The 21,737-nt window shown below is 65.1% G+C and carries 19 protein-coding genes and 1 pseudogene; 12 read left to right on the top strand and 8 right to left on the bottom strand.

From position 1 onward, the window contains the following. Positions 1–126 precede the first annotated feature (126 nt). A complete protein-coding gene (locus KZ810_RS15975) occupies positions 127–360 on the top strand; it encodes a hypothetical protein (RefSeq protein WP_219770108.1) in 234 nt (77 codons plus the stop codon). Here KZ810_RS15975 and KZ810_RS15980 read toward each other — a convergent pair. Next, positions 327–1,406 carry a recombinase family protein gene (locus KZ810_RS15980; protein ID WP_219770109.1) on the bottom strand — a complete coding sequence of 360 codons (1,080 nt, stop codon included), beginning with the start codon at positions 1,404–1,406 and terminating at the stop codon, positions 327–329. The two genes, KZ810_RS15975 and KZ810_RS15980, sit on opposite strands and share 34 nt — an antisense overlap. A 241-nt stretch (positions 1,407–1,647) precedes the next feature. Here KZ810_RS15980 and KZ810_RS15985 point away from each other — a divergent pair, with 241 nt between their 5' ends. The 8 genes from KZ810_RS15985 to KZ810_RS16020 all read left to right on the top strand — a co-directional run bounded on the left by KZ810_RS15985 (position 1,648) and on the right by KZ810_RS16020 (position 11,991). Then, a complete protein-coding gene (locus KZ810_RS15985; RefSeq protein WP_219770110.1) occupies positions 1,648–3,138 on the top strand; it encodes a carboxylesterase/lipase family protein in 1,491 nt (496 codons plus the stop codon). Between the two features lie 18 nt (positions 3,139–3,156). After that, positions 3,157–3,918: an SDR family NAD(P)-dependent oxidoreductase gene (locus KZ810_RS15990; RefSeq protein ID WP_219770111.1), complete on the top strand. Its 762-nt coding sequence runs from the start codon at positions 3,157–3,159 to the stop codon at positions 3,916–3,918. 117 nt (positions 3,919–4,035) lie between these two features. Further along, positions 4,036–6,216, top strand: coding sequence for a TonB-dependent receptor (locus KZ810_RS15995; RefSeq protein ID WP_219770112.1), 2,181 nt, complete (start codon positions 4,036–4,038; stop codon positions 6,214–6,216). Between the two features lie 5 nt (positions 6,217–6,221). Then, positions 6,222–7,625, top strand: a complete 1,404-nt coding sequence (locus KZ810_RS16000) for an FAD-binding oxidoreductase (protein ID WP_219770113.1) — start codon at positions 6,222–6,224, stop codon at positions 7,623–7,625. Positions 7,626–7,660: 35 nt separating this feature from the next. Continuing rightward, positions 7,661–8,977 (top strand): MFS transporter, encoded by a 1,317-nt coding sequence (locus tag KZ810_RS16005; protein WP_219770114.1) that lies wholly within the window; start codon positions 7,661–7,663, stop codon positions 8,975–8,977. A 79-nt stretch (positions 8,978–9,056) separates the two neighbouring features. Continuing rightward, positions 9,057–9,806 (top strand): helix-turn-helix domain-containing protein, encoded by a 750-nt coding sequence (locus KZ810_RS16010; RefSeq protein ID WP_258045023.1) that lies wholly within the window; start codon positions 9,057–9,059, stop codon positions 9,804–9,806. Further along, positions 9,803–10,498: a FadR/GntR family transcriptional regulator gene (locus tag KZ810_RS16015; protein WP_219770115.1), complete on the top strand. Its 696-nt coding sequence runs from the start codon at positions 9,803–9,805 to the stop codon at positions 10,496–10,498. The genes KZ810_RS16010 and KZ810_RS16015 overlap by 4 nt, the downstream gene beginning before the upstream one ends. Positions 10,499–10,824: 326 nt before the next feature. Further along, entirely contained in the window at positions 10,825–11,991 is a 1,167-nt protein-coding gene (locus KZ810_RS16020) for an L-dopachrome tautomerase-related protein (RefSeq protein WP_219770116.1), read from the top strand. 433 nt (positions 11,992–12,424) lie between these two features. Here KZ810_RS16020 and KZ810_RS16025 read toward each other — a convergent pair whose 3' ends face one another. The 4 genes and pseudogenes from KZ810_RS16025 to KZ810_RS16040 form a co-directional block, all read right to left on the bottom strand. After that, complete coding sequence (locus tag KZ810_RS16025) at positions 12,425–12,775, bottom strand: DUF3147 family protein (protein WP_219770117.1); 351 nt, start codon at positions 12,773–12,775, stop codon at positions 12,425–12,427. After that, positions 12,772–12,906, bottom strand: a pseudogene (locus tag KZ810_RS16030) (hypothetical protein); the annotation flags it as partial. The gene KZ810_RS16025 and the pseudogene KZ810_RS16030, both read right to left, overlap by 4 nt. A gap of 66 nt (positions 12,907–12,972) precedes the next feature. Continuing rightward, a complete protein-coding gene (gene dmeF, locus KZ810_RS16035) occupies positions 12,973–13,920 on the bottom strand; it encodes a CDF family Co(II)/Ni(II) efflux transporter DmeF (protein WP_219770118.1) in 948 nt (315 codons plus the stop codon). 8 nt (positions 13,921–13,928) lie between these two features. Continuing rightward, positions 13,929–14,204 (bottom strand): metal/formaldehyde-sensitive transcriptional repressor, encoded by a 276-nt coding sequence (locus tag KZ810_RS16040; RefSeq protein ID WP_219770149.1) that lies wholly within the window; start codon positions 14,202–14,204, stop codon positions 13,929–13,931. A gap of 267 nt (positions 14,205–14,471) precedes the next feature. Here KZ810_RS16040 and KZ810_RS16045 point away from each other — a divergent pair, with 267 nt between their 5' ends. Continuing rightward, positions 14,472–15,047: a manganese efflux pump MntP gene (locus KZ810_RS16045; RefSeq protein ID WP_219770119.1), complete on the top strand. Its 576-nt coding sequence runs from the start codon at positions 14,472–14,474 to the stop codon at positions 15,045–15,047. Between the two features lie 82 nt (positions 15,048–15,129). Next, on the top strand, positions 15,130–16,050 hold the full coding sequence (locus KZ810_RS16050; RefSeq protein ID WP_308461580.1) for a cation diffusion facilitator family transporter: 921 nt from the start codon (positions 15,130–15,132) through the stop codon (positions 16,048–16,050). 106 nt (positions 16,051–16,156) lie between these two features. Here the strand turns inward: KZ810_RS16050 and KZ810_RS16055 are convergent, their stop codons facing one another. The 3 genes from KZ810_RS16055 to KZ810_RS16065 all read right to left on the bottom strand — a co-directional run bounded on the left by KZ810_RS16055 (position 16,157) and on the right by KZ810_RS16065 (position 20,852). Further along, entirely contained in the window at positions 16,157–17,458 is a 1,302-nt protein-coding gene (locus KZ810_RS16055; protein WP_219770120.1) for an ABC transporter ATP-binding protein, read from the bottom strand. A gap of 14 nt (positions 17,459–17,472) precedes the next feature. Further along, positions 17,473–19,143 (bottom strand): ABC transporter permease, encoded by a 1,671-nt coding sequence (locus KZ810_RS16060; RefSeq protein ID WP_258045043.1) that lies wholly within the window; start codon positions 19,141–19,143, stop codon positions 17,473–17,475. A 326-nt stretch (positions 19,144–19,469) separates the two neighbouring features. Next, on the bottom strand, positions 19,470–20,852 hold the full coding sequence (locus KZ810_RS16065; RefSeq protein ID WP_258045025.1) for a carbohydrate porin: 1,383 nt from the start codon (positions 20,850–20,852) through the stop codon (positions 19,470–19,472). Between the two features lie 466 nt (positions 20,853–21,318). Here KZ810_RS16065 and KZ810_RS16070 point away from each other — a divergent pair, with 466 nt between their 5' ends. Next, on the top strand, positions 21,319–21,597 hold the full coding sequence (locus KZ810_RS16070; protein WP_115379995.1) for a metal/formaldehyde-sensitive transcriptional repressor: 279 nt from the start codon (positions 21,319–21,321) through the stop codon (positions 21,595–21,597). Positions 21,598–21,737: the final 140 nt, after the last annotated feature.

Consider the following 21,737-nt stretch of genomic DNA (forward strand, 5'->3'; position numbering starts at 1 on the left):
TCCGCGTTCTCGCCGAGGATTTCGGCGCGGAGCATCGCACCAAATCGTTCGACTGCGGCTTCATCTACGAGGCGGGTGCCCGTGCCTAGCTGCGTCTGCAGGCTCCGCTCGGTTTCGGTCAGTGCCGTGATCGAGGCGCGGACCTCGGCGAGCTTGTCGCCGAAAGATCGGGTCGCGCGGGCTCATCAATCCTTCTTCTACCAGTTCCAGCAGGCGACGGAGTCGGCCCTCTGCTGCGATCCGCTCGCGGCGTACACGATCGAGATCGTCCTTCCTGCGCTTTTCGGCGTCGTCCGATCGATCGAGGACTTCCGCCAGAAGCATCTTCAGCCGTTCGGGCTGCAGGATGCGACCGAGTAGCCCCTCGAGCACGATGCCGTCGAGCGCATCTTCGCGGATCGCCTTGCTCGGGCAACTTGCTGCCCCGCCGTCGCCTTGCGATTGCAGACATAATAGCGATAGGCGCCGCCCTTGCCGGTGCGCAGCACCATGCCGGAGCCGCATTCGGAATGGCCGCAGGTCGAGATACCGCCCAGCAGAACGGGTGAGTTCGTGATCCTCGGCAGTGTGACGGAGGGTGCCGCCCCGGCGCGAATGGCGGCAACGCGGGCGATCTGATCGGGTGCAACGATCTGCGGGCATGTAACCACGATCGCCTCGGCTTCTGCTGGCTTGTTGCCCTTCGCGTCCATCGTGCGATCGCGATAGAAACCACCGTAATGCTGCCGCGTGAGGATGCCGTCGACGTTGCTATGATAGAACGGCTTGCCGCGGAGTGTGTAACCGTTGGCGTTCAAGTGTGCGGCAATCGCCCGCGTTCCCATGGGCCAACCGGTTAGCCCCACGTCGGTGAGATCATAGATGAGCCGGACAACGGCCGCCCCGTTTTCTGCGGTGAATAGCTTCTTGCGGCCCTTGCGGCCGTCGGTCACGACCACGCGCGATTCGTAACCGAAAGGAACGGGGCCGCCATTCCAATAGCCGTTGGCAGCGTTGCCGCGGCGGTCGCGGGCGGTAAAGATCGAAGCGTCGTTGGCGTATTTCTCGTTTACCAGACCGATCATGCCGCGCATGAAACGACCATTGGAGTCATCGGCGATATCCTCGATTACGGAAATTAACCGAACACCCGCTCCATCCAGCTTGTGTTCCGCCGTCATCTGGGTGAGCAGTCGCCGCGCGAACCGGGAGAGCGCATACATAACGATCATCTGCACAGGCCGACTCGCCGCTGTCGCCTGCGCAATCATTCGATCGAACTCGCGCCGCTTCAGCTTGCGCCCGGAGACATTGAGTTCCTCGAATTCCTCGACGACTTCGACGCCGTGCTTCCCGCACCACGCGCGACAGGCTGCATGCTGGGCCACGCTGGATGCGTTGTTGCCGTCTTCATCGTCGTTCGACACACGGGCGTAGCGCCACCTCAGAGGTCTGGGCCATCTCATTCGAAGCACGAATTTTGGCGGTTAGATACCGGATGGTGTGCTAAGCTGCTCACGCAATTTGACCGGGCCATAAATCAGATAACAAAGAGCCGCGGTTGCAGGTACCATGTGAACTACAAACCACATCTTTCTGCATGATCTTCCTGCCGGCGGGCATAGCGACGATTGTATGTGACGAAGCGTAACACGCTACGATAACTGCATGTCTTCGCAATCAGATACCGTCACAACACATCATGGCTCCATCACGGGGATACTACAAAACAGCGCGCTTGCCTTCCCCGACATACCCTTTGCACCGGCTCCGGTTGGCAAACGACGGTTTGTCAAAGCTGCATCGCCACCGTCTTGGGCCGAGACACACGCCGCGCGTGTGTCCGGTGCCAACGCGCCGCAACGCACGCGCACCGTGCCGAACCTCGACGTGGTGCCGCTAATCGGGTCGGGTTGGGTGGAGGACGACGAATATCTGTCGCTCAACGTGTGGAAGCCAGAAGGTGACCTGACGTCGCTGCCGGTGATGGTGTTCATCCACGGCGGTGGTTTCGTGGTCGGCAGCAAGGATGCGGCGGTGCAGGACGGCTCGACCTTCGCGCGCGACGGGATCGTCTATGTCGCGCTCAACTATCGCATGGGGATCGACGGGTTCCTGCCGATCCCGGGGGTCCAGACGAACCTGGGGCTGCGCGACATGATCGCGGGGTTGAAGTGGGTGCGCGACAATATCGCGGCGTTTGGCGGCGATCCGGCGAACATCACCGTGTTCGGCGAGAGCGCGGGCGCAATGGCGATCGCCGATCTGGTCACCTCGTCGCTGGCGAAGGGGCTGTTCCGCCGCGCGATCATCCAGAGCGGGCACGGTGGCATGACGCGCGACATCGGCACGGCGCGGCGGCTGGTCCACAAGCTCGCGAAGCTGCTCGGCGTCACTCCCGATCAGGCCGGATTCGAGCGTGTGCTGCCCGGCGAGGCAATGTTCGACGCGGTGGAGAAGGTGTCGGCGCCGACCACGCGGATCGACCTGCGCGGGCCGGATGGGCGCGAGCCGGTGTTTGGGATCAGCCGCTTCGTGCCCGTGCACGGCGACGACGTGCTGCCAATTGAGCCGCTCGAAGCGCTCAAGCAAGGCGCCGGCGCTGAAATCGATGTGTTGATCGGCAGTAATGCCGAGGAGATGAATCTCTACCTCGTCCCCTCGGGTGTGCGCGACAAGGTGAACAAACTGCTCGCCTGGCTCATCCTGCGCCGCTCGCAGCCGCGCGCCTGGGCGGTGCTCAAGGCGTACGGCATGGGGCGTGGTAAGACGCCCGGACAGGCGCTGACCGATGCGATGAGCGACCTCGTCTTCCGTTGGCCCGCGCGTCGCTTCGCCGAGGAGCATCGGGGACGCACTCACGTCTACGAGTTCGAGTGGCGCTCACCGCGCTTTGGCGGCGAACTCGGCGCGGCGCACGGGATGGAGCTGCCGTTCGTGTTCGATAGCCTGGCAACCGTGACCGGCGAGGAAGGTCTGTGCGGCACCAATCCGCCGCAGGAGCTCGCGACCCGTGTGCACAAGATTTGGGTCGACTTCGCGCGTGACGGATCGCTGCCGTGGGAAGCGTTCGATCGTGATACGCGACAGGTCTATCGGCTCGCCGCGGGTGAGGCGGTGACTGAGCCGGTGATGACCGCCGCTACCTTCCTTCCCTGACCTGCTGGAGGCCGTCCGATGTACCTCGATCGCCTGCGCCTCGACGGGCGCACCGCCTTCGTCACCGGTGGCGCGCAAGGGATCGGTTACGCGTGCGCCGATGCGCTCGCGGAAGCCGGCGCGTACGTCACGATCGCCGACCGTGACGATGGCGCGATCGAGACCGCGCTGGCGTCGCTGCGCGCAAAGGGACACCGGGTCAGTGGCGTGACGCTCGACGTGACCGACTCCGCGCGCGTGACCGAGGTTGCCGACGCAGCTGGGCCGGTCAACGTGCTGGTCAACAACGCCGGGATCGCGCGCAGCGAAACCGCGGCCGAGGAGGTCGCCGACGAGCATTGGCTGAACGTCATCGACGTCAATCTAAACGGTACCTTCTGGTGTGCGCGCGCTTTCGGGCGGCATATGCTGGCGGCGGGCCGGGGCAGCATCGTCAACATCGGGTCGATGTCGGGCTTTATCGTTAACCGCCCGCAGCCACAAAGCTACTACAATGCATCAAAGGCCGCGGTGCACCAGCTGACACGCAGCCTAGCAGCGGAATGGGCACCGCGCGGGGTGCGCGTCAACGCGGTCGCGCCGACCTATATCGCAACGCCGCTCAACGCGTTCGCCGACCGGACGAGCGAGATGTATCGGCGCTGGATCGACGGTACACCGCAGGGGCGGCTGGGCGAGCCCGAGGAGGTGGCCTCCGTCGTCCATTTCCTCGCCTCCGACGCGGCAAGTCTGATGACAGGCAGCATCGTGGTCGCGGACGGTGGCTATACGTGCTGGTGATCGGACAAGCGTCAGAGCAGATCGGCAAAGTGGGCGGAGCTTTCCGATAGGTCATTACCGAGGTATACCTTTCTGACAGGTGGGCAGAGACTCGCCGATCACTGGAGAGGATCATCGATGCGCCGTCGTTCGCTGCTTGCCGCCACCACTGCCCTCACGCTCGTTTGGCCAGGCGCGGCGTTCGCGCAGGTCGCCGAGGCGCCGAACGTGACCGACCAGGTGCCGCCCGCGACCGCCACCGGTCCCGCGCCGCAGACCGGCGATCAGGATATTGTGGTGACAGCGCGCAAGCGTGCGGAGACGGTGCTTGACGTGCCAATCGCGGTGACCGCGATCAGCGGCAACACGTTGCAGGAGCGTGGGTTGAACTCCGTGCGCGAGGCCGCGGCATTGGCCCCGGGGCTCAACATCGCGAGCGACGGCGCGGGACGCGCGTTCGTGTCGATCCGCGGCGTCGGCAACACGCTGGTGCAGTCGGTCCAGCCGGGCGTCGGGCTGTTCATCAACGGCATTTACCAGCCCAACACCTCATATCTCAACAATCCGCTGCTCGACGTCGACCGGATCGAGGTGCTGCGCGGCCCGCAGGGCACGCTTTATGGCAAGAACACGCTCGGCGGCGCGATCAACGTCATCACGCGCCAGCCGTCGAACGAGGTCGTGGCGCGCGGCAATTTCAGCGCGGCGGGCCCCGACGACAGCATCCTCGCCTCCGCCTCGGTCAGCGGACCGATCATCACCGACGTGCTGCAGGTACGGCTGGCCGCCGGGCACCGGCAGCAGAACGGCTTTCTGCGCAACGACCTGCTCGGCATCGACGCCAACCCGCTCAAGACCGACTCGCTCGGCGGCACGATCCGCTTCGCGCCGGTGGGTGATGTGGTGCTGACGGTGAACGGCTATTACGACTGGGTGAAGGGCGCGAACACGCCCTATGCGCGCGTGACCGGTCCGACCGATTATTCGCGCCGCATTCAATTCAACGCGCCCAACATGGTCGAATATCGCTACCGCGGCGTCAACGCGCGGCTTGAGACGCCGATCGAGGCGATCTCGTCGAAACTGACCCTGGTCGGATCCTATGACGCGCGCAACGGCGTCTCGCCCAGCAACGATGCCGACTTCGGTCCGCTGGACATCGCGCGCTCGCGCGGCACCGACCGTCTGCGCACGAAGACGCTGGAGGCGCGGCTCGACAGCGAATTGACTGGTACGATCAGCACGCTGCTCGGCCTGTTCTATAGCCGCGAGGAAACGCGCGCGTTCGACCTGACGCGCGTCCTGCCGGTCAACCTAGCGCGCACGACCAACAACGCGACCAAGGCAGATACCTACGCCGCGTTCGGGACGATGTTCTGGAAACCGAGTGCGGCGTGGGAGGTCGCGCTGGGCCTGCGCTACGATCATGAGGATCGGCGCGCGAACGGCACCGTCTCGATCGCGGTCGGTGCAGCGACGCTGCCGACCACGATCAGCGACGCCGCGCTCAAGTCCGACCAGGTCGAGCCGCGCCTGTCGGTGACGCGGCATTGGAACAGCGATCTGATGACCTACGCCTCGGTCGCGCGCGGTTATCGCGGCGGTGGCTTCAATGCGCCGACCGCGCCGGTGCGCCAGTACAAGGGCGACAGCGCGTGGACGTACGAGATCGGCTCGAAGTACGTCTCTCCCGACCGGGTGCTGAGCGTATCGGGCGACGTCTTCTACAGTGACTATTCCAACTACATCGGGCTCAATTCGATCGCCCCCGCGACCGGCGGCGGGCTGGTGACGGTCGACCTCAATTCGGGCGATGTGAAAAGCTACGGTGCCGAACTAGAGGCGACTGTCCGGCCGGTCACCAACTGGTCGATCAACGGAAGCGTGACCTACGTCCACGCACGGTTGACCGACAGCACGCTCTATACGCTGGTGACCGGGCGGACGCTGCCGTCCGACCGGTTGACCTTTCAGCCCGATTGGAGCGGCAATCTCTACAGCGATTACACCATCCCGCTGGGCGGTGAGGACACGCTGACGCTGACCGGTGGCGTGGTTGCGAAGGGCAGCCGCCTGGCCGCGACGCTCAACCAGACGACGCCGACGATCCTCAAAGGCTATCTGCTGGTCAACGCAGCAATCACCTACCGCAGCGGGCCGCTGGAACTGGCGGCGTTCGCCAACAACATCTTCCAGCGCGATTATTTCGACGCCTATATCGAAAAGACGACGCTGGCGCTTGCCGGGCTTCCCGCGTCCGACCTCGGCATCGTCGGCGACCGCCGCCGCATCGGCGTCCGTCTCGGCTTCAGGTTCTGACCCCCATGCACATCGACCACTGCTTCGCCCGGCCACCGATCGACCCCGCGTTCATCGAGCAACTGCGCACGCGCTTCGGGACCAGTCTGCACTTGACCCAGGCGATGCTGCACCAGCACGGGTCGAACGAGGCGCATTTCGACGTCGTGCTGCCCGACGCGGTGGTGTTCGCACGCTCGACCGAGGACGTGGTCGATCTGGTCCGGCTGTGCGTCGCCGCGCGCGTGCCGATCGTGCCGTTTGGCGCGGGCACCTCGATCGAGGGCAATGCCGTGCCGGTGCGCGGCGGCGTCAGCGTCAATCTGGGCGAGATGAATGCGATCCTGCGCGTGGGCGCGGAGGACTTCGACTGCACCGTGCAGGCCGGGTGCCGGCGCGAGGAGTTGAACGAGCATCTGCGCGACACCGGCCTGTTCTTCCCGATCGATCCCGGCGCCAACGCGACGATCGGCGGCATGGTCTCGACCCGCGCGAGCGGCACCAACGCGGTCCGCTACGGCACGATGCGCGAGGCGGTGCTGAGCCTGAAGGTGGTGACTCCTGACGGCAAGGTCATCACCACCGCCACGCGCGCGCGCAAGTCGGCAGCTGGGTACGACCTGACCCGCCTCTACGTTGGCAGCGAGGGAACGCTGGGCATCATCACCGAGGTGACGCTCAGGCTCCATCCGATCCCGGAAACGATCTCGTCCGCGGTTTGCGGGTTCCAGACGCTCGAGGGCGCGGTCGACACCGTCGTCCAGTCGATCCAGTCGGGCGTTCCGCTGGCGCGCGTCGAGATCCTCGACGACATGCAGATCCGCGCGGTCAACGCGTGGTCGAAGCTGTCGCTGCCCGAGGTGACGACCTTGTTCTTCGAGTTCCACGGCTCACCCGGCGGTGTCGCCGAACAAGTCGCGCTGGTTGAGGCGCTCGCGACGGCGAACGGCGGCGGCGACTTTGCCTGGTCGAACCTGTCCGAGGAGCGCGCCAAGCTGTGGAAAGCACGGCACGAGGCCTATTACGCCGCGGTTGCGTTCCGCCCCAGTGCGGTTGGTTGGACGACCGACGTGTGCGTACCGATCAGCCGCCTGCCCGAGTGCATCACCGAGACAAAGCGCGACCTACAGGCATCCAGCGTGCCCGCGACGATCCTGGGCCACGTCGGCGACGGCAATTTCCACGTCATCTTCGCGGTGGACCCGGCTTCCGCCGACGAATTGGCCGAAGTTCAGGCAATCAACGGGCGCCTCGTCGCGCGCGCGCTGGCGATGGAGGGAACGTGCACCGGCGAACACGGTGTGGGACTGGGCAAACAGGAATGGTTGGTCGAGGAACTAGGCGAGGCGGTCGACGTGATGCGCGTGATCAAACGCGCGCTCGACCCCCACGACCTATTCAATCCAGGCAAGATCTTTGCGCTCCATTGATGCGCGTGGGCGGACAAAGTCGGCAGGAGGCCATCATGCTCGATAGAACCACTCCGCTCCAGCAAAACGAGGCACTCTCTTCGGCGCGCTTTGCAGGCTCGGCGGTGCCGCTTGCCGCGCTCGCGCTGGCGATGATGCTCGGCTTCACCATGATGGGCTCGTTCGGCACCGTGCAGGAAAGCGCCAAGGCCGAGCTGCACTTGAGCGATTACACGCTAAGCCTCGTGCAGGGGGTGAGCGCTGCGCTGCCGCTGGCGCTTTTCTCGATTCCGATCGGCATCCTGGTCGACCGCTTCAACCGCGTGCGGATCATGATCGCGCTGGTCGCATTGTTCGTGGCCGGCACCGCGCTGACCGGGGCAGCGCGGAGCGTGACGGTGCTGTTCGCGGCGCGGATGCTGGTGGGGATCGGCACCACCGGCGCCCTGACCGCGGCGCTGTCGCTGTGCGCCGATCTTTGCGCGCCCGCGCAGCGCGGGCGCGCCTTGCTAGTCATCAATCTGGGCAAGTCGTTGGGCCAGGCGCTGTCATTCGGGCTGACCGGGGCGCTGTTCGGTTTGTTCGTCGCGGGGCGGGTGCCCGCATTGCCCGCGGTTGGGGCGGATACGCCGTGGCGCGCCGCGCATATCGCCTTGGCCTTGCTAGGCGCGACCCTGCTCCTGCCGTTGTTCCTCCTGCGTGAGCCGGCGCGACAGGAAGTAAGCGCGGGAACGCGCGCGCCGTTCCGTGTGGTCGCCGGTGAACTGTGGGCGCGGCACACCTTCCTCGCCCCGCTATTTATGGGCCAGATCAGCGTCGTCATGGCCGATGCCGCGGCGGGTATCTGGGCCGCGCCCGTCCTGTCGCGCAGCTTTGGACTGCGTCCAGATCAATTCGCCGGCTGGATGGGCACGCTGATCTTCGGCGCAGGGCTGCTCGGCGCGGTGGTTGGCGGATTGTCCGCCGACTGGGGGCAGAAGTCCGCACGACGCGGCGGGCTCTTGCTCGGCGCAGTCGCGGCGGCCGCGCTCGGCATTCCCGCGGCACTGTTCCCCATTATGCCGTCCGCCCCCCTGTTCGCCGCGGCGCTCGGCACGCTGATCGCGTGTGGCGCGGTGACCGGGGTCGTCACCTCGGTCGCGTTGACCGTGTTCATTCCCAACGAACTGCGCGGCCTGTGCATCGGCGCGTTCATCGCGATCGCGGGGCTCATCGGCTTCGGCGTCGCGCCGATGCTGGTCGCAGTCGCGAGCGGGCTGTTCGGCGGCGAGGCCCATCTGGCTGAAGGGCTGGCGCTCGTCGGGGTGGTCACGAGCGCTGCTTCGGTCGCGGCGTTCGCGCTGGCAATGCGACGCGCGCCGATGCGTGATTGAATAACCTATCTGAAAGCTCTTGCACGAGCTATCAGATAGGATCATGATCGTCCGCAACCTGGCAATCAGGAGCGAGAGGATGGTGAAGATTCGATTCGAGGTGTCGCCCGAAATGGTGGCCTTCCTGGGGGGCGGCGCGCTGCCGGACGGTGATCATGGGCCGGCGTGGCTCGCTCTGGGATACCGCTTCGCCCCGGCGATGGTCTCCTACCTGCCCGATGCGTCGCACGTCGCCGCGATCGACGACGCCGACATCATCTTCCTCGTCACGGTCGAGGCGTGCACGCGCATCTTCGGGTGCGTCCCGCCGAAAGCCGGCGCGTGGCACCTGCCGAGCGAGGTGCGCGGCGTCGCGCGGGCGGTGCAACAAGGTCGGCTCGACGGCGCTGCGGCGCAGACGCTCCGCCACGCCAAATGCATCGAGCTTCTCTGCGTGACGTTCGAGCAGTTCGACGAAGGCCGGCTGATCCCGACCAATGGTGCCGACGATCTGTCGGCCGCAGAGGCCGAGCGGATCGCCGACGCACGCCGTCTGATCGACGAGCGCTGGAACGAGAAGCTGACACTCGACGCAATTTCGCGCGCGTGCGGGATCAACCGCGCGACGCTGACGCGGGGGTTCCGGTCGATGTTCGCGATGAGCGTGGGCGACGCGATCGCCGACCGGCGGCTGGGTGGCGCACGCGACCTGCTGCTCGCGACCGACCTGCCGGTTTCCTCGATCGGCTATCGCTGCGGCTATCTCAACAACGCCAGCTTCACCCGCGCCTTCTCGCGTCGTTACGGCAAGGCGCCGACGCAGTTCCGCGCCGAGCAGGTTGCGGCATGAACGCGGGGCAGCCGAGTTCGCTGGTCGACCAGGCGGTGCGACGTGTGCGCGACCATATCCGCGAACGTGATCTGAAGGTCGGCGATACCCTGCCCGGCGAAGGACAGTTCGCGACCGATTTGGGCGTCAGCCGCGCGGTGATGCGCGAGGCGTTCGGTGCACTCGCCGCACTCCGCCTGATCGATGTCGGCAATGGTCGCCGCGCGCGCGTCGGCGCGATCGACGGGTCGGTGATGGCAACCTCGATCGAGCACGCGGTCGCGACCGCTCAGGTGACCACCAAGCAGGTGTGGGATGTGCGTCAGACGTTGGAGCTGCGCACCGCCGCACTCGCCGCCGAACACCGCAGCGATGAAGACGCCCGTACGATCCGCGACCACGCCGCGCAGATGGCACTTGCGGGTGCCGATCTGGAATTGCTGATCGCGCATGACATCGCGTTCCATCAGGCGATCGCGCGCGCGAGCGGCAACGCGCTCTTCCATCAGATCGTGCGCTCGTTCGAGCGGTTGATGCGCGTCGCGGTGCCGAGCGCGTGGCATACACGTGAAACCGTCGCCCAGCGCGAGGAGGTGTTGGCCGTTCACCGTGACTTGGCGGGCGCGATCGCCGATCGCGACGCTTTCAACGCTAGCGCGCTTATGGAGCAGCATTTCGACAAGTCGATCAGCGATCTATTCGTGTCGGCTTGAAGCGGCGTGGCTGCACGGCCCTCATTGCGTCGATCGGCGATCTCGCCCCGCGCCGGAGGTCCCGGTCGGCCCCGGCGATCAGGTGCAACTGGCGCGGAAGGTCAAGGACGCGGTCACGATACCCGTCGTCGCGGTCGGCTTGATCACCGATATGCCGCAGGCCGTACAGATCCTGCGGACCTCGTCGCCATCGCGCGTGCCGCCTTGTATGATATGCGCTGGCCCTGGCACGCTGCCGCCGCCCGCAATGCTTGGATTGAGGCGCCGCCACAATATCTCCAGTCCGAGCCGTACGAGGCGGGCCGTATCTTAAGGAAGATGACACCATGAATTCATTCCTTGCCACCGCGGCTGCCGCCACCGTGGCCGCCGTAGCAATCCCGGCCGCCACGTCCGCTCGCACCACGGCGCCCACGCTGACACCCGCACCTGCCGTCGAGCGGGTTGCAGCCTTCAATGGCGCGATGCCGACCGGCGTGACCGTCGCGCCCAACGGCCGCATCTTCGTCAACTTCCCGCAATGGGGCGACGACGCGCCGTTCACGGTCGCCGAACTGATCGATGGCAAGGTGGTGGCCTATCCCGACGCGGCGACCAACCGGCCCGACCCGACTGACCCCGCCGGCCACTTCATTTCGGTGCAAATCGTCGTGGCCGATGGCGCGAACCGCCTCTGGGTGCTCGATACCGCGGCGCCGAAATTCTCGCAGCCACAAGCCGGGGGCGCGAAGCTCGTGGCCATCGATCTCGCGACCAATCGGGTGGTCAAGACGATCGTCCTGCCCCCAAGCGTCGTGCTGCCGACGACCTATCTCAACGACGTTCGCTTCGATTTGCGGCAGGGGGAGCAGGGCGTCGCCTATATCACCGATAGCAGCAATGCCGGCATTGGGGGCATTATCGTCGTCGACATCGCCAGCGCGCGGGCGATCCGCCGGCTGTCCGGCCACGCGACGACCAACCCGGAGCCGGGCTTCACACCGATAGTGGACGGCGAGGTGCTGATGAACCGCCCGGCTAGCGGGGCCGCGACGCCGGTCGCCATCGCCAGCGATGCGATCGCGCTGAGCGCCGACGGCACCATGCTTTATTACGGGCCGCTCTCGGGCCGGACCCTCCATGCCGTACCCACGGCGCTACTGCGCGATCCGTCGGTTCCCGAGGAGGCCTTGGCCCGCGCGGTTCGCAGCATGGGGCGCAAGGGTGCGTCCGACGGCATTGCCGAGGACGACAGGGGCCGCGTCTTCGCCGGTGACTACGAGCATAACGCGATCCGCGTCTTCGATCACGGCAGTTGGTCGACGCTGGTCAGCGATCCGCGGATTAGCTGGCCCGATACCCTGTCGATCGGCCCCGATGGCTACCTGTATTTCACCGCGAACCAGCTTCATCGCCAGCCCGGCTTCCATGGCGGCCGCGACCTGCGTCACAAGCCGTACGAGTTGCTGCGGATCAAGGTCGGCAGCCGCCCAGTGCTCCTGACGCGGCGCTGACACCGCCCCATCCGGCACAATGGCCTCGGCCGGTGACGCTGCAGTCGCCGTGTTCATCGGGCTGCGATCGCGATGCGTCTCGGCGCCGTATCAAGGGGCCACGCCATTGTTACCGTTGCCGACATCTGCGACGTTTCACGCTCCGTTGTGAAATGTGCCGCAGGGTAAGTTCGTGTAAAATGGGCTGCATCGGAGGATAACCAATTATCCGGTGCAGACCCAAGATCTGCACCCGTTTCGTCCTTACCAAGATGAACAAGCGTCGGCTTCCGGGGAAGGGGAAAGATGCCGCAGAGTGACCGCGATTGGGTCGGTGGTAGCGGGACGATGACCAACGGCTTGGTGTCACAACCGTTCGGTTGTGACACCTGATTAGGCTCGCGCGCCGATGGCTAAAGCGGGCAGCCGGAAACGTTGCACCTGTCGGTTATCGTCACAGCCTGAGGCCGAACCTAGGTCCGACGAATGTCATCGTGGAATAGAGTAGGATCGTCAGCAGGCACCCCAATCCCAGAGCCAGCCAGAAGGGCAAGCCCTGCCGAAGCAGAACGGGAATGACGAGGAACATCGGCAGCGATGGCAGGACGTACCAGAACGTCGCCGTGGAGTGCGCAGCCATGTTCTCCACGTCCGGCTCCGCGTTCCACAGCCAGATCATGCCCAGCACCGACACTAGGGGAAGTGACGCGATCAGCGCCCCGAAACCGGGAAAGCGTTTCGCCAGCTCCGAGGCGACGGCGATAAGCACCCCGGAGATCGCTGCCTTGATGGCCAGATAGATCATGATTTGCTCGCCCGAGCCGGCGAGTCCGTCTGCGCCAGTTTCGTCAGTCGACGGGGCAAATCGTCCAGCACCCGGCGCGCTTCACCAGGTCGCAAGTTGCGCCAGCGCCGCACTTCCTCACGCGAGCCACCGCACCCCCGGCACTAGCCACTACGACCATCGAAGCCGCATAGCTCGACGCAGGGCGATTTCATGGTTCAACGACGTTCGATGGTAAGGTGAGCGAGTTCGTGCACCGGCGCGAGCCGGCGTTCGATCAGCTGACGCGTCACGTCAGCCTTTCCGACGACACTGACGATCGCGGCATGGGCGTCCGGCCCCACCCGCCAGACGTGGAGATCGGTGATCCGCGCATCGCCGGGTGTCTCGACCAGCTCACGAATTTCGTCCGCGACATGGTTGTCAGTCCGATCGAGCAGGATAGCCGATGTGTCCCGCATCAGCGTCCATGACCAACGCGCGATGACGATCGCGCCGACGATCCCCATGACCGGGTCCATCCAAACCCAGCCCAAATATCGCCCGGCTACGAGGGCCGCAATCGCGAGTACCGACGTCAGCGCGTCGGCCAGGACGTGGATGTACGCCGAGCGCAGATTGTTGTCGCCGGCATGACCATGGCCGTGGTGATGCCCGTGCCCATGATCGTGACCGTGATGATGATGGTGCCCATGGTCGTGCCCGTGCCCGCCGGAAAGCAGGAAAGCGGAGGCGATGTTCACCAGCAGGCCAATTACCGCGATCCAGATGGCTTCACCGAACGCGACGGTGATCGGTTGGAAAAGCCGGACAACGGACTCGACGCCTATCGCAAGCGATATCAGGCCCAGCACCATCGCCGAAGCAAATCCGGCAAGATCGCCCACCTTGCCAGTGCCGAAGCTGTAGGCCGGGTTGCGGGCGTGGCGCTTCGCGTAGGAATAGGCAGCCGCCGCGACGCTCAGCGCACCAGCGTGGGTCGCCATGTGAAAGCCGTCCGCAAGCAGCGCCATCGAGCCCGTCACATAGCCGGCGATAATTTCACCGATCATCATCACGGCCGTGAGCACGACGACCCAGCGCGTGCGCCGCGCATTCTCGTCGTGCGCTGCGCCGAGGTAGACATGCTCATGGGTGTGAGCGTCGAGTTCGGACAGAATAGCCATCAGCGGACCTACTTCGCGTAGCGGCGGATCACCGCCAGCAGTTCTTCAGCACCCTCGGCGCGTTCCTCGTCGCTCAGCCCGGGCCGCGCGACGTGCGCCTCCAGGTGTTCGGCGATGATCTCGTCCATCAGGCCGTTCACCGCACCACGAACGGCGGCGACGAGCTGCAGCACCTTCGTGCATGACGCGTCAGCCGTCAGTTCGCGCTCCACGGCATTCACTTTACCTGCGATGCGGCGAACGCGCGCGACGAGATCGGCATTGGTCCCGGTAAGGTGTGAAATAGGCGTACCTCCTATGCCTATTTTTGGCCAAGCGCAATCGGATGGGATTGATCGTATTGCTCCATCCCGCTAGAGGTCGCGTCGTTCCTTGGGGAGTAGCCACCCGCTATGCGGGGTCCTCGTCAACATAATCGCCGGCATCTTCGGATTGCCGTCGTGGCGTGGACAGCAAGCCATCAGGCTTGCCCGGCAAGACCAACGACGTGTCGCCTCTAAGTGGCCGGAGGTGGGCTCGTCGTTGTTTGTCAGGCCCCTGAGTGATGTTGCATGACTGGTATTCTGACGCTTGGCACCCTTGGCGCCAGCCTGTCCGTTGACGCCTTCGCGGCGTCGCTTGGTAAAGGCGCGACGGAGCAGCGGAGCCGTTGGTCGGACGCGATGCGCGTCGGCATCGTCTTCGGCTTCTTCGAGGCGCTGACACCGGCGATCGGCTACCTGCTCGGCTATTTGCTGAACGACTGGATCGCCAGCTACGACCATTGGGTGGCGTTCGGGCTTTTGCTCGCGGTCGGTGCCTATATGATCCGCGAAGCCCTTCAGCAAAACGATGCGGACGAGGTATCCGAGCCTTCCAGCCCGAGCTTTTGGCGTCTGGCCGCGACCGCCATCGCCACCAGCATCGATGCCGCGGCCGTCGGGGTTTCTCTGGCGCTCATGGACGTGAACCTTTGGATCGCATGTGCGGCCATCGGCGGGATCACGACGGTGGTAGCGACAGGCGGCATGATCCTGGGCAAGCATGTCGGTCCCTATCTCGGTCGCTATGCTGGCATCCTTGGCGGGTTCGTTCTCGTTGCCATCGGCGGATCGATCCTGTTCCAGCATCTGTCCGGCGCAGCATGAAGGAGGCGTAGGAAGTGGCAGGGACGCAAACCGCAAGCCGCATGGCCAACTGCATGCCGACTATTAGCTCAGGCAACCGCCGGTGACGGGCGAGGCAGCGGCGAAGCCGACCAACATTCTCAAACTGGCGGCGGGGAGCATCCTCGTCAGTCTGGTCGTTCTCGGCCTGAAATACCTCGCCTATGCCCTGACAGGCAGCGTCGCGCTCTACTCGGATGCGATCGAGAGCATCATCAACGTCGTCACGGCTGTAGCGGCATTTTTCGCGATCCGGATCAGCCTGCGACCGGCCGATGCCGATCATCCCTATGGGCACTCCAAGGCGGAATATTTCTCCGCTGTTCTGGAAGGCGTGCTGATCCTCGTCGCCTCGCTCGCGATCCTGCGGGAAGCCTATGGCGCGTTCCGCGACCCGCATCCGTTGCAAGCCCCTGCGCTGGGCCTTGCCGTGAGTGCGGGCGCTTCGGCGCTGAACGGCCTATGGAGCTGGCTGCTGATCCGCACCGGCCGGCAACGCCGATCGCCCGCACTGGTGGCGGACGGCAAGCACCTGCTCACCGATGTTTACACCTCGGGGGGCGTGATCGTTGGCGTATTGCTGGTCGCGCTGACCGGTTGGGAAATTCTCGACCCCATCCTTGCTGCGCTGGTGGCGCTCAACATTCTGTGGGCAGGCTGGCACCTCATCACGGAAAGCGTCGGGGGACTGATGGATACCGCATTACCACCCGAGGACCTCGCGGCCGTCGAGGCGACGATCAACGCGCACATGGCCGGGGCGCTGGAGGCGCATGATCTTCGCTCGCGGCATGCCGGCCGTATGACCTTCATCGACTTCCACTTGATTGTGCCCGGATCGATGACCGTCGATGCGTCGCATGCCATCTGCGACAGGATCGAGGCGGCACTGAAGGTCGAGCACCCGGACAGTGTCATCTCGATTCACGTCGAGCCGGAAGCCAAGCGGAAGCACGGCGCGATGACGATCGGCTCGACTGCTTGAGAACTGGTGTTCGCGAGCTACGACCTTCGAGCACTGCCATTGCCTCCGAAAACCCAAGCGTCAGAATGGTCCGGTCCTGACACCTATGTAATCAGGTGAGTATGGTTCAGGCCGGGTCATCGAGGCTGAACCTGTCATCGTCATCGTCATAGGCGAACAGCTCCGCGTAGCGGCCCCATTCCGTTACCGCCTTCAGCGTCACGTCGGCAAAGTCAGGCGACATGTGATCCTCCAGCTCGTCGCGGAAACGACGTGCCGGTGCCTGGTGTGTCGGCCGTTCGTCCAGCACCGTGCGGATATGGCGGGCAAGCCGCACATGCGTCTCCAGCGTGCGCCGGAAATTGGCCTTCCGCTGATCCGTGTCCTCTTGCGCGAATGCGTGACCGCGCTTGGTCAGCACCGCATCCCCGTCCACCACGTCGATGAACTGCAGGAGCTGGAGGCTTTCCACAATCGGAAACAGGTCATCGATTTCGAGTTGAAGTGTGTCCGCGAGGGCTGAGAGCGGCGCGCGGCCCGAGAACGGGGCGGCCTCGACCTCCTCGATCAGGCCGGCGAGCGTGTTGACCGACACGTCGGGTAGCGGACGATCGATACTGTGTTCGATCGACGGCGTAGCGGATGCGGGCGACGGTACGGGGCGCTGCGTCATCCGGGCATAAATCTGCTCGACCAAGTCACGGAACACCGGATCGAGCCGATCGCGCGGTTGCGGAAGATCGACCCGGAACTCCGTGGCGATCCGCCCGGGGTTGGATGAGAGAACAAGGATGCGGTCGCACATCAGAACCGCCTCCTCGATATTGTGGGTGACGATCAGGATCGACGAGATGCCCAGCTTGTCCTCGTCCCACAGGTCGAGAAGATCGGTTCGCAGCGTCTCAGCGGTCAGAACATCAAGCGCAGAGAAGGGTTCGTCCATCAGCAACAGCGACGGTTCAACCACTAACGCGCGCGCCAAACCAACGCGCTGGCGCATGCCGCCCGATAGCTCCTTGGGGAAGGCATTCTCGAACCCATCGAGGCCGATCAGGTCGATCGCGGCCAATGCACGTCGGCGTCGTTCGTCCGCAGGCACCCGCTGCGCTTCAAGGCCCAGCTCGACATTCTGCTGGACGGTCAGCCACGGCATCAGCGCGAACGACTGGAACACCATTGCGACCGAGCGGGGATCACCGGCGTCATCGGGCGCGAAGGTCAGCTCGCCCGCGGTCGGGCTGACCAGACCGGCGATCGAGCGCAGCAGGGTGGATTTGCCCGAGCCCGACCGCCCGAGCAGGCCGACGACCTCGCCCTCGTTCACGTTCAGCTCGACATTATCGAGAATCAGCGTGCCGCCTTCGACGCCGCCATAGCTGTGGCTCAGGCGCTCGATGGTGACGACGGGCTTGGGGCGGGCGATGGTCATGGCCTTGGGGTTCCTTAGGACAGGCGCAGGCGGCGTTCGGAAATGCGGTAGAGCGGGCGGAAGAGCAGGCGATTGATTGCGATCACGAACACCGACATGACCATGATGCCGAGCAGCACACGCGCGTTGTCGCCGGCCGCGGTCGCGTCCGCGATATAGCTGCCAAGCCCCGTCGCACGCAGGTGGGTCGATCCCCAGGACACGGCCTCGGCGACGATGCTCGCGTTCCACGAACCGCCGGACGCGGTTAGCGCTCCGGTGACGTAATAGGGGAAGATACCGGGCAGGATCAGGCGTCGCCACCATTGCCAGCCTCGCACCCCAAACATCCGGTTCGCTTCGATCAGATCGTTGGGGATCGCGCTTGCGCCGGCGATGACGTTGAAGAGGATGTACCATTGCGTGCCCAGCACCATCAGCGGCGACAGCCAGACATCGGCATCGAGGTGGAAGCGGACGATGACGACCACCGCGATCGGGAACAGGACGTTGGCCGGGAAGGCGGCGAGGAACTGCGCGATTGGCTGGATGCGCGCTGCCCAGCGCGGCCGCAGGCCGATCCAGACACCGATCGGCACCCAGATCAGGCTGGCGACGGCGATCAGCACGACGACGCGCAGCAAGGTCAGTAGGCCGTAACCCAGCGCTCGTACGGCATCGCCTGGTGTCAGCGTCTGGCCAAGGAAGCGAACGGCATAGAGGCTCGCCGCAATCGCGGCAGCGATGACCAGCACCGTCCACAAGCGCAGGCCGGGCGACGGCGCGTCCTTGCGCGGGGCGAACCGGCGACGCTGCTTTATCGGTCGGGGCGCGGCCTCCGCCACGAAGATCAGTGCCGCTCCGACCCTTAGCGGCGCCGTCAGCGACGGCAGCAACCGAGCGCGCCGGAAGAGGTCGTAAACCCAGGACAGCGGCGGATGGGCGCTGGCGGTCTGTTCGACGCGGAAGCGGTCCGCCCAGGCGATGATGGGCCGGAACACAAGTTGGTCGTAAGCCAAGATGACGATCGCCATCGCAGCGACCGTCTGCATTACCGCCGTCAGGTCCTGTCGCTCGATCGCGAGCGCGAGCCACGACCCGATGCCGGGCAGCATGATCTGGGTATGGCCGACACTGATCGCTTCCGACGCGACGACGAAGAACCAGCCGCCCGACATCGACATCATCGCGTTCCACACGAGGCCCGGCGTCGAAAACGGAAGCTCGACGCGCAGCAGCCGGCGCAACGGCGACAGGCCGAACCCGCTGGCGACCTCGTTCAGGTCTGCGGGCACCTGTCGCAGCGATTGGTACAGGCTGAAGGCCATGTTCCAGGCCTGGCTCGTAAAGATCGCGAAGATCGCGGCGCATTCAACGCCCACGCGGCTGCCGGGAAACAGGCCCATGAACGCGGTGACGGTGAAGGTCATGAAGCCGAGCACCGGCACTGACTGGAGGATGTCTAGCGCCGGGATGATGACCAGTTCGGCGCGCCGGCTCTTGGCCGCCGCGGTCGCGGCCAGCACCGTGAAGACGAAGGATGCCGCCAGCGCGGCGAACAGGCGTAGCGTCGTCAGCAGCGCATATTGGGGCAGATTGCGCCAATCGAGCGTCACCGCCTCCACGCGAAGCCGTGACAGCGGCTCGATCGCGTCATGCACACCGCTGGCAACGCCGACACCGGCGGCAAGCAGGATCGCGAACAGCGCCAGATCTGGCCAGCCGATGCCGCCGCGGAGGCGACGGGGCGAGAAGCCGAGGAATCCGGTGCGCTGAACGTCAGGCGCTTGAGGCGTCACATCGTCATCCTTTTCTCGTAATCCGATGCCGCCATGAGGCGACGCCGGCACGCGAGAAGCGTGCGGTCAGGATCATGCCGAAACTCAGCAGCGGCGGTGCGCGGATGCGAGTACGGACAAGCAGACGGATGCCGTGGAGTGACCCGTCTACCAGGGTGAACCAGACACGGGGCGGCACCATCAGCTCCCACCGCGCCGGGGTGTGGCGGTGCCGGGACATCGGCCGGGCACCGTCAAAAGGCTCCGTGCGAGCGAAACGCGAACACGTTGGCCGGGCCGCGGTCGCGATTGTAACCGGGGTTTGCGACGAACTGATAGTCGAGCGAGAACTCGACACCCTTTACCGCGACTATTTTGTAATAGGCTTCGCCGATATATTCCGAGCCGGGGTGCGGAAGCCGCCCATCGCCGACCAGAACCCCCAGGCCGCCCGCGTCGAGATAGCGCTGATGCTCGCGACTGATGCCGTTGACGATGAACACTGCGCCGACCGTATCGCCGACACGTCCCCACCCGGCGCCTTTGAGCGCCAGGCCGAGCTGCGCCGTGCAATCGATATCGGTGAAATCATAGGGCTCGACCTGGCCATCGGCGATGCCGGTGCGAGCGAAGATGCCCAGCGCGTCGGTGACGGCCTGCTCCGCGTTGACGCTGATACCGGCGCGCGTGCGCCGACGACGCACCAGCGCCGTATCGGCATCGTCGCCGCTGAGCCTTGCCAGCGCCAGCGCTTCGTCAAAGCGCCCGAACCGTCCGCGATTGCGGAACACCGTTACACGCACGGCTCCCGGCCGACCGGCAAGCATATGACGATGCTCGATCTCGGCATCGAACTGGTATTGCTGAAACCCTGTCTCTAGGGTTTCGCCGTTGGGCACCTTCGACAGGTTGAAGGCGCCCAAGCGCAGCGTCCATGCGCGTCGATACCATTCGGCCGCGACGCCGGTAGTGTAGCCCCAAGCATCCGCGGCATAATCGAAGCTGCCGGCATCGACCGCCGACCAGTTGAGGAAATCGCCGCGCGGATCGTGCGCGTAGCTGTTGGTGTCGAACACATCGCCGACGCCGAACTTGCCCGCGGTCAGCACGAGGCGATCGGTCATGCGCGATCCGCCAAGCTGATTGGCGACGCCCGCTACCGCCTCGCGCTCCCCACCCAATCCGATCGTCTGGCGGAAGAACAGCCGCTGAAGCCGGAAATAGGGATTGCTCCGGCCGACCTTGTACGCTTCCGCGCTCGGGAAGCCTGCGACGCCCAGCGTGTTCGATAGACCGAAACCCTGATCGATCTCGGGGTTCACCCATAGCTCGCCACCCGCCCACGGGCGCACGCCGGCGTAAAGCGTCACGTCCACCGTCTCCTTGGTCTGCCGCGGCGTCAGGCTGTTGGTGCCGCTGTACGGAGAGGCGAAGCCAGGCGTGCCCTGGAGGACGAATGTCGCCTGACCGTGGATCGCAATGCGTTCATCCGCGGGCATCGCATCTGACGGGACAGTTGCGGCGGGCGCGGTGACGGCGGGTGCGCGCTCCTGAATGTCCTGAGCCATCGCAGGCGCGTGAAGAGTGACGCTGGCAAGCGCGCAGGCGCTCGCCCGCAGCGAGGGTGTCCGGATCATGAGATTATCCTGCTGCTATTCGGTTACGGCGCAGAGAAGGGGCGCCGGGTGATCGGGATCAGACCACCCGCCTTCGCGGAATGCCGGACGTATAGAGAGCAAGGCGAATGCGTCGGCTCAGATGCTCGACGCGGATGGTATCGGCGTGTCGTTCGACACGCAGCACAAGCAGGGTCATGGCGACCTCCTGGTATTCCGGGTGAAAATCCGGTCCGGGAGATCGGCGACACCGCAATCAGGCGATGGGCGCGAACTCCCCGACCGTTTCATGTCCCGCGGTGCGGATCAGCGGAGCAAAGCTCCTACTGTCACCCTCGCTGGACACGGCGGTAGATCGGGCGTTCATCTTGGTCCTTCGTCTGGCGCGCAGGCGCGCACCGTGGTTTCGAGTCGCGAACCTTCGCGACCGATGGACGCCACATACCTATCCGGGGTATAGGATCAACCCCGAATAACCGGAGCAGGCATGAGCCACGTCGAGAAAGAGAAGAAGAAGCTGCTCAACCGCCTCAAACGCATGCGCGGGCAGCTTGAGGCGATCGAGCGCGCGGTCGAGGAGGACCGCGAGTGCGCGCGCGTGCTGCAACAGGCGACGGCGTGCCGGGGCGCACTGGACGGGTTCATTGCCGAGGTCATCGAGGACCACATCCGCGAGCATCTGATCGATCCGTCGTCATCTGCTGACAGCCCGCAACGTGCCGCAGCAGAGGAATTGGTCGAGATCGTCCATGCGTATCTTACGTGACCGATGGTGTCACAACCGTCCGGTTGTGACACCGACGCGCGAGCCACGGTTTTCTGCGAAGTTCGGAGTGTCAGAAATCTGCGCCAGATTGACTGCATCCGGGAAAACTCGATCAGCCGGTGTAACCTACCATGTGCATC

The sequence above is a fragment of the Sphingomonas citricola genome (assembly GCF_019429535.1).
Lineage (GTDB): Bacteria > Pseudomonadota > Alphaproteobacteria > Sphingomonadales > Sphingomonadaceae > Sphingomonas > Sphingomonas citricola.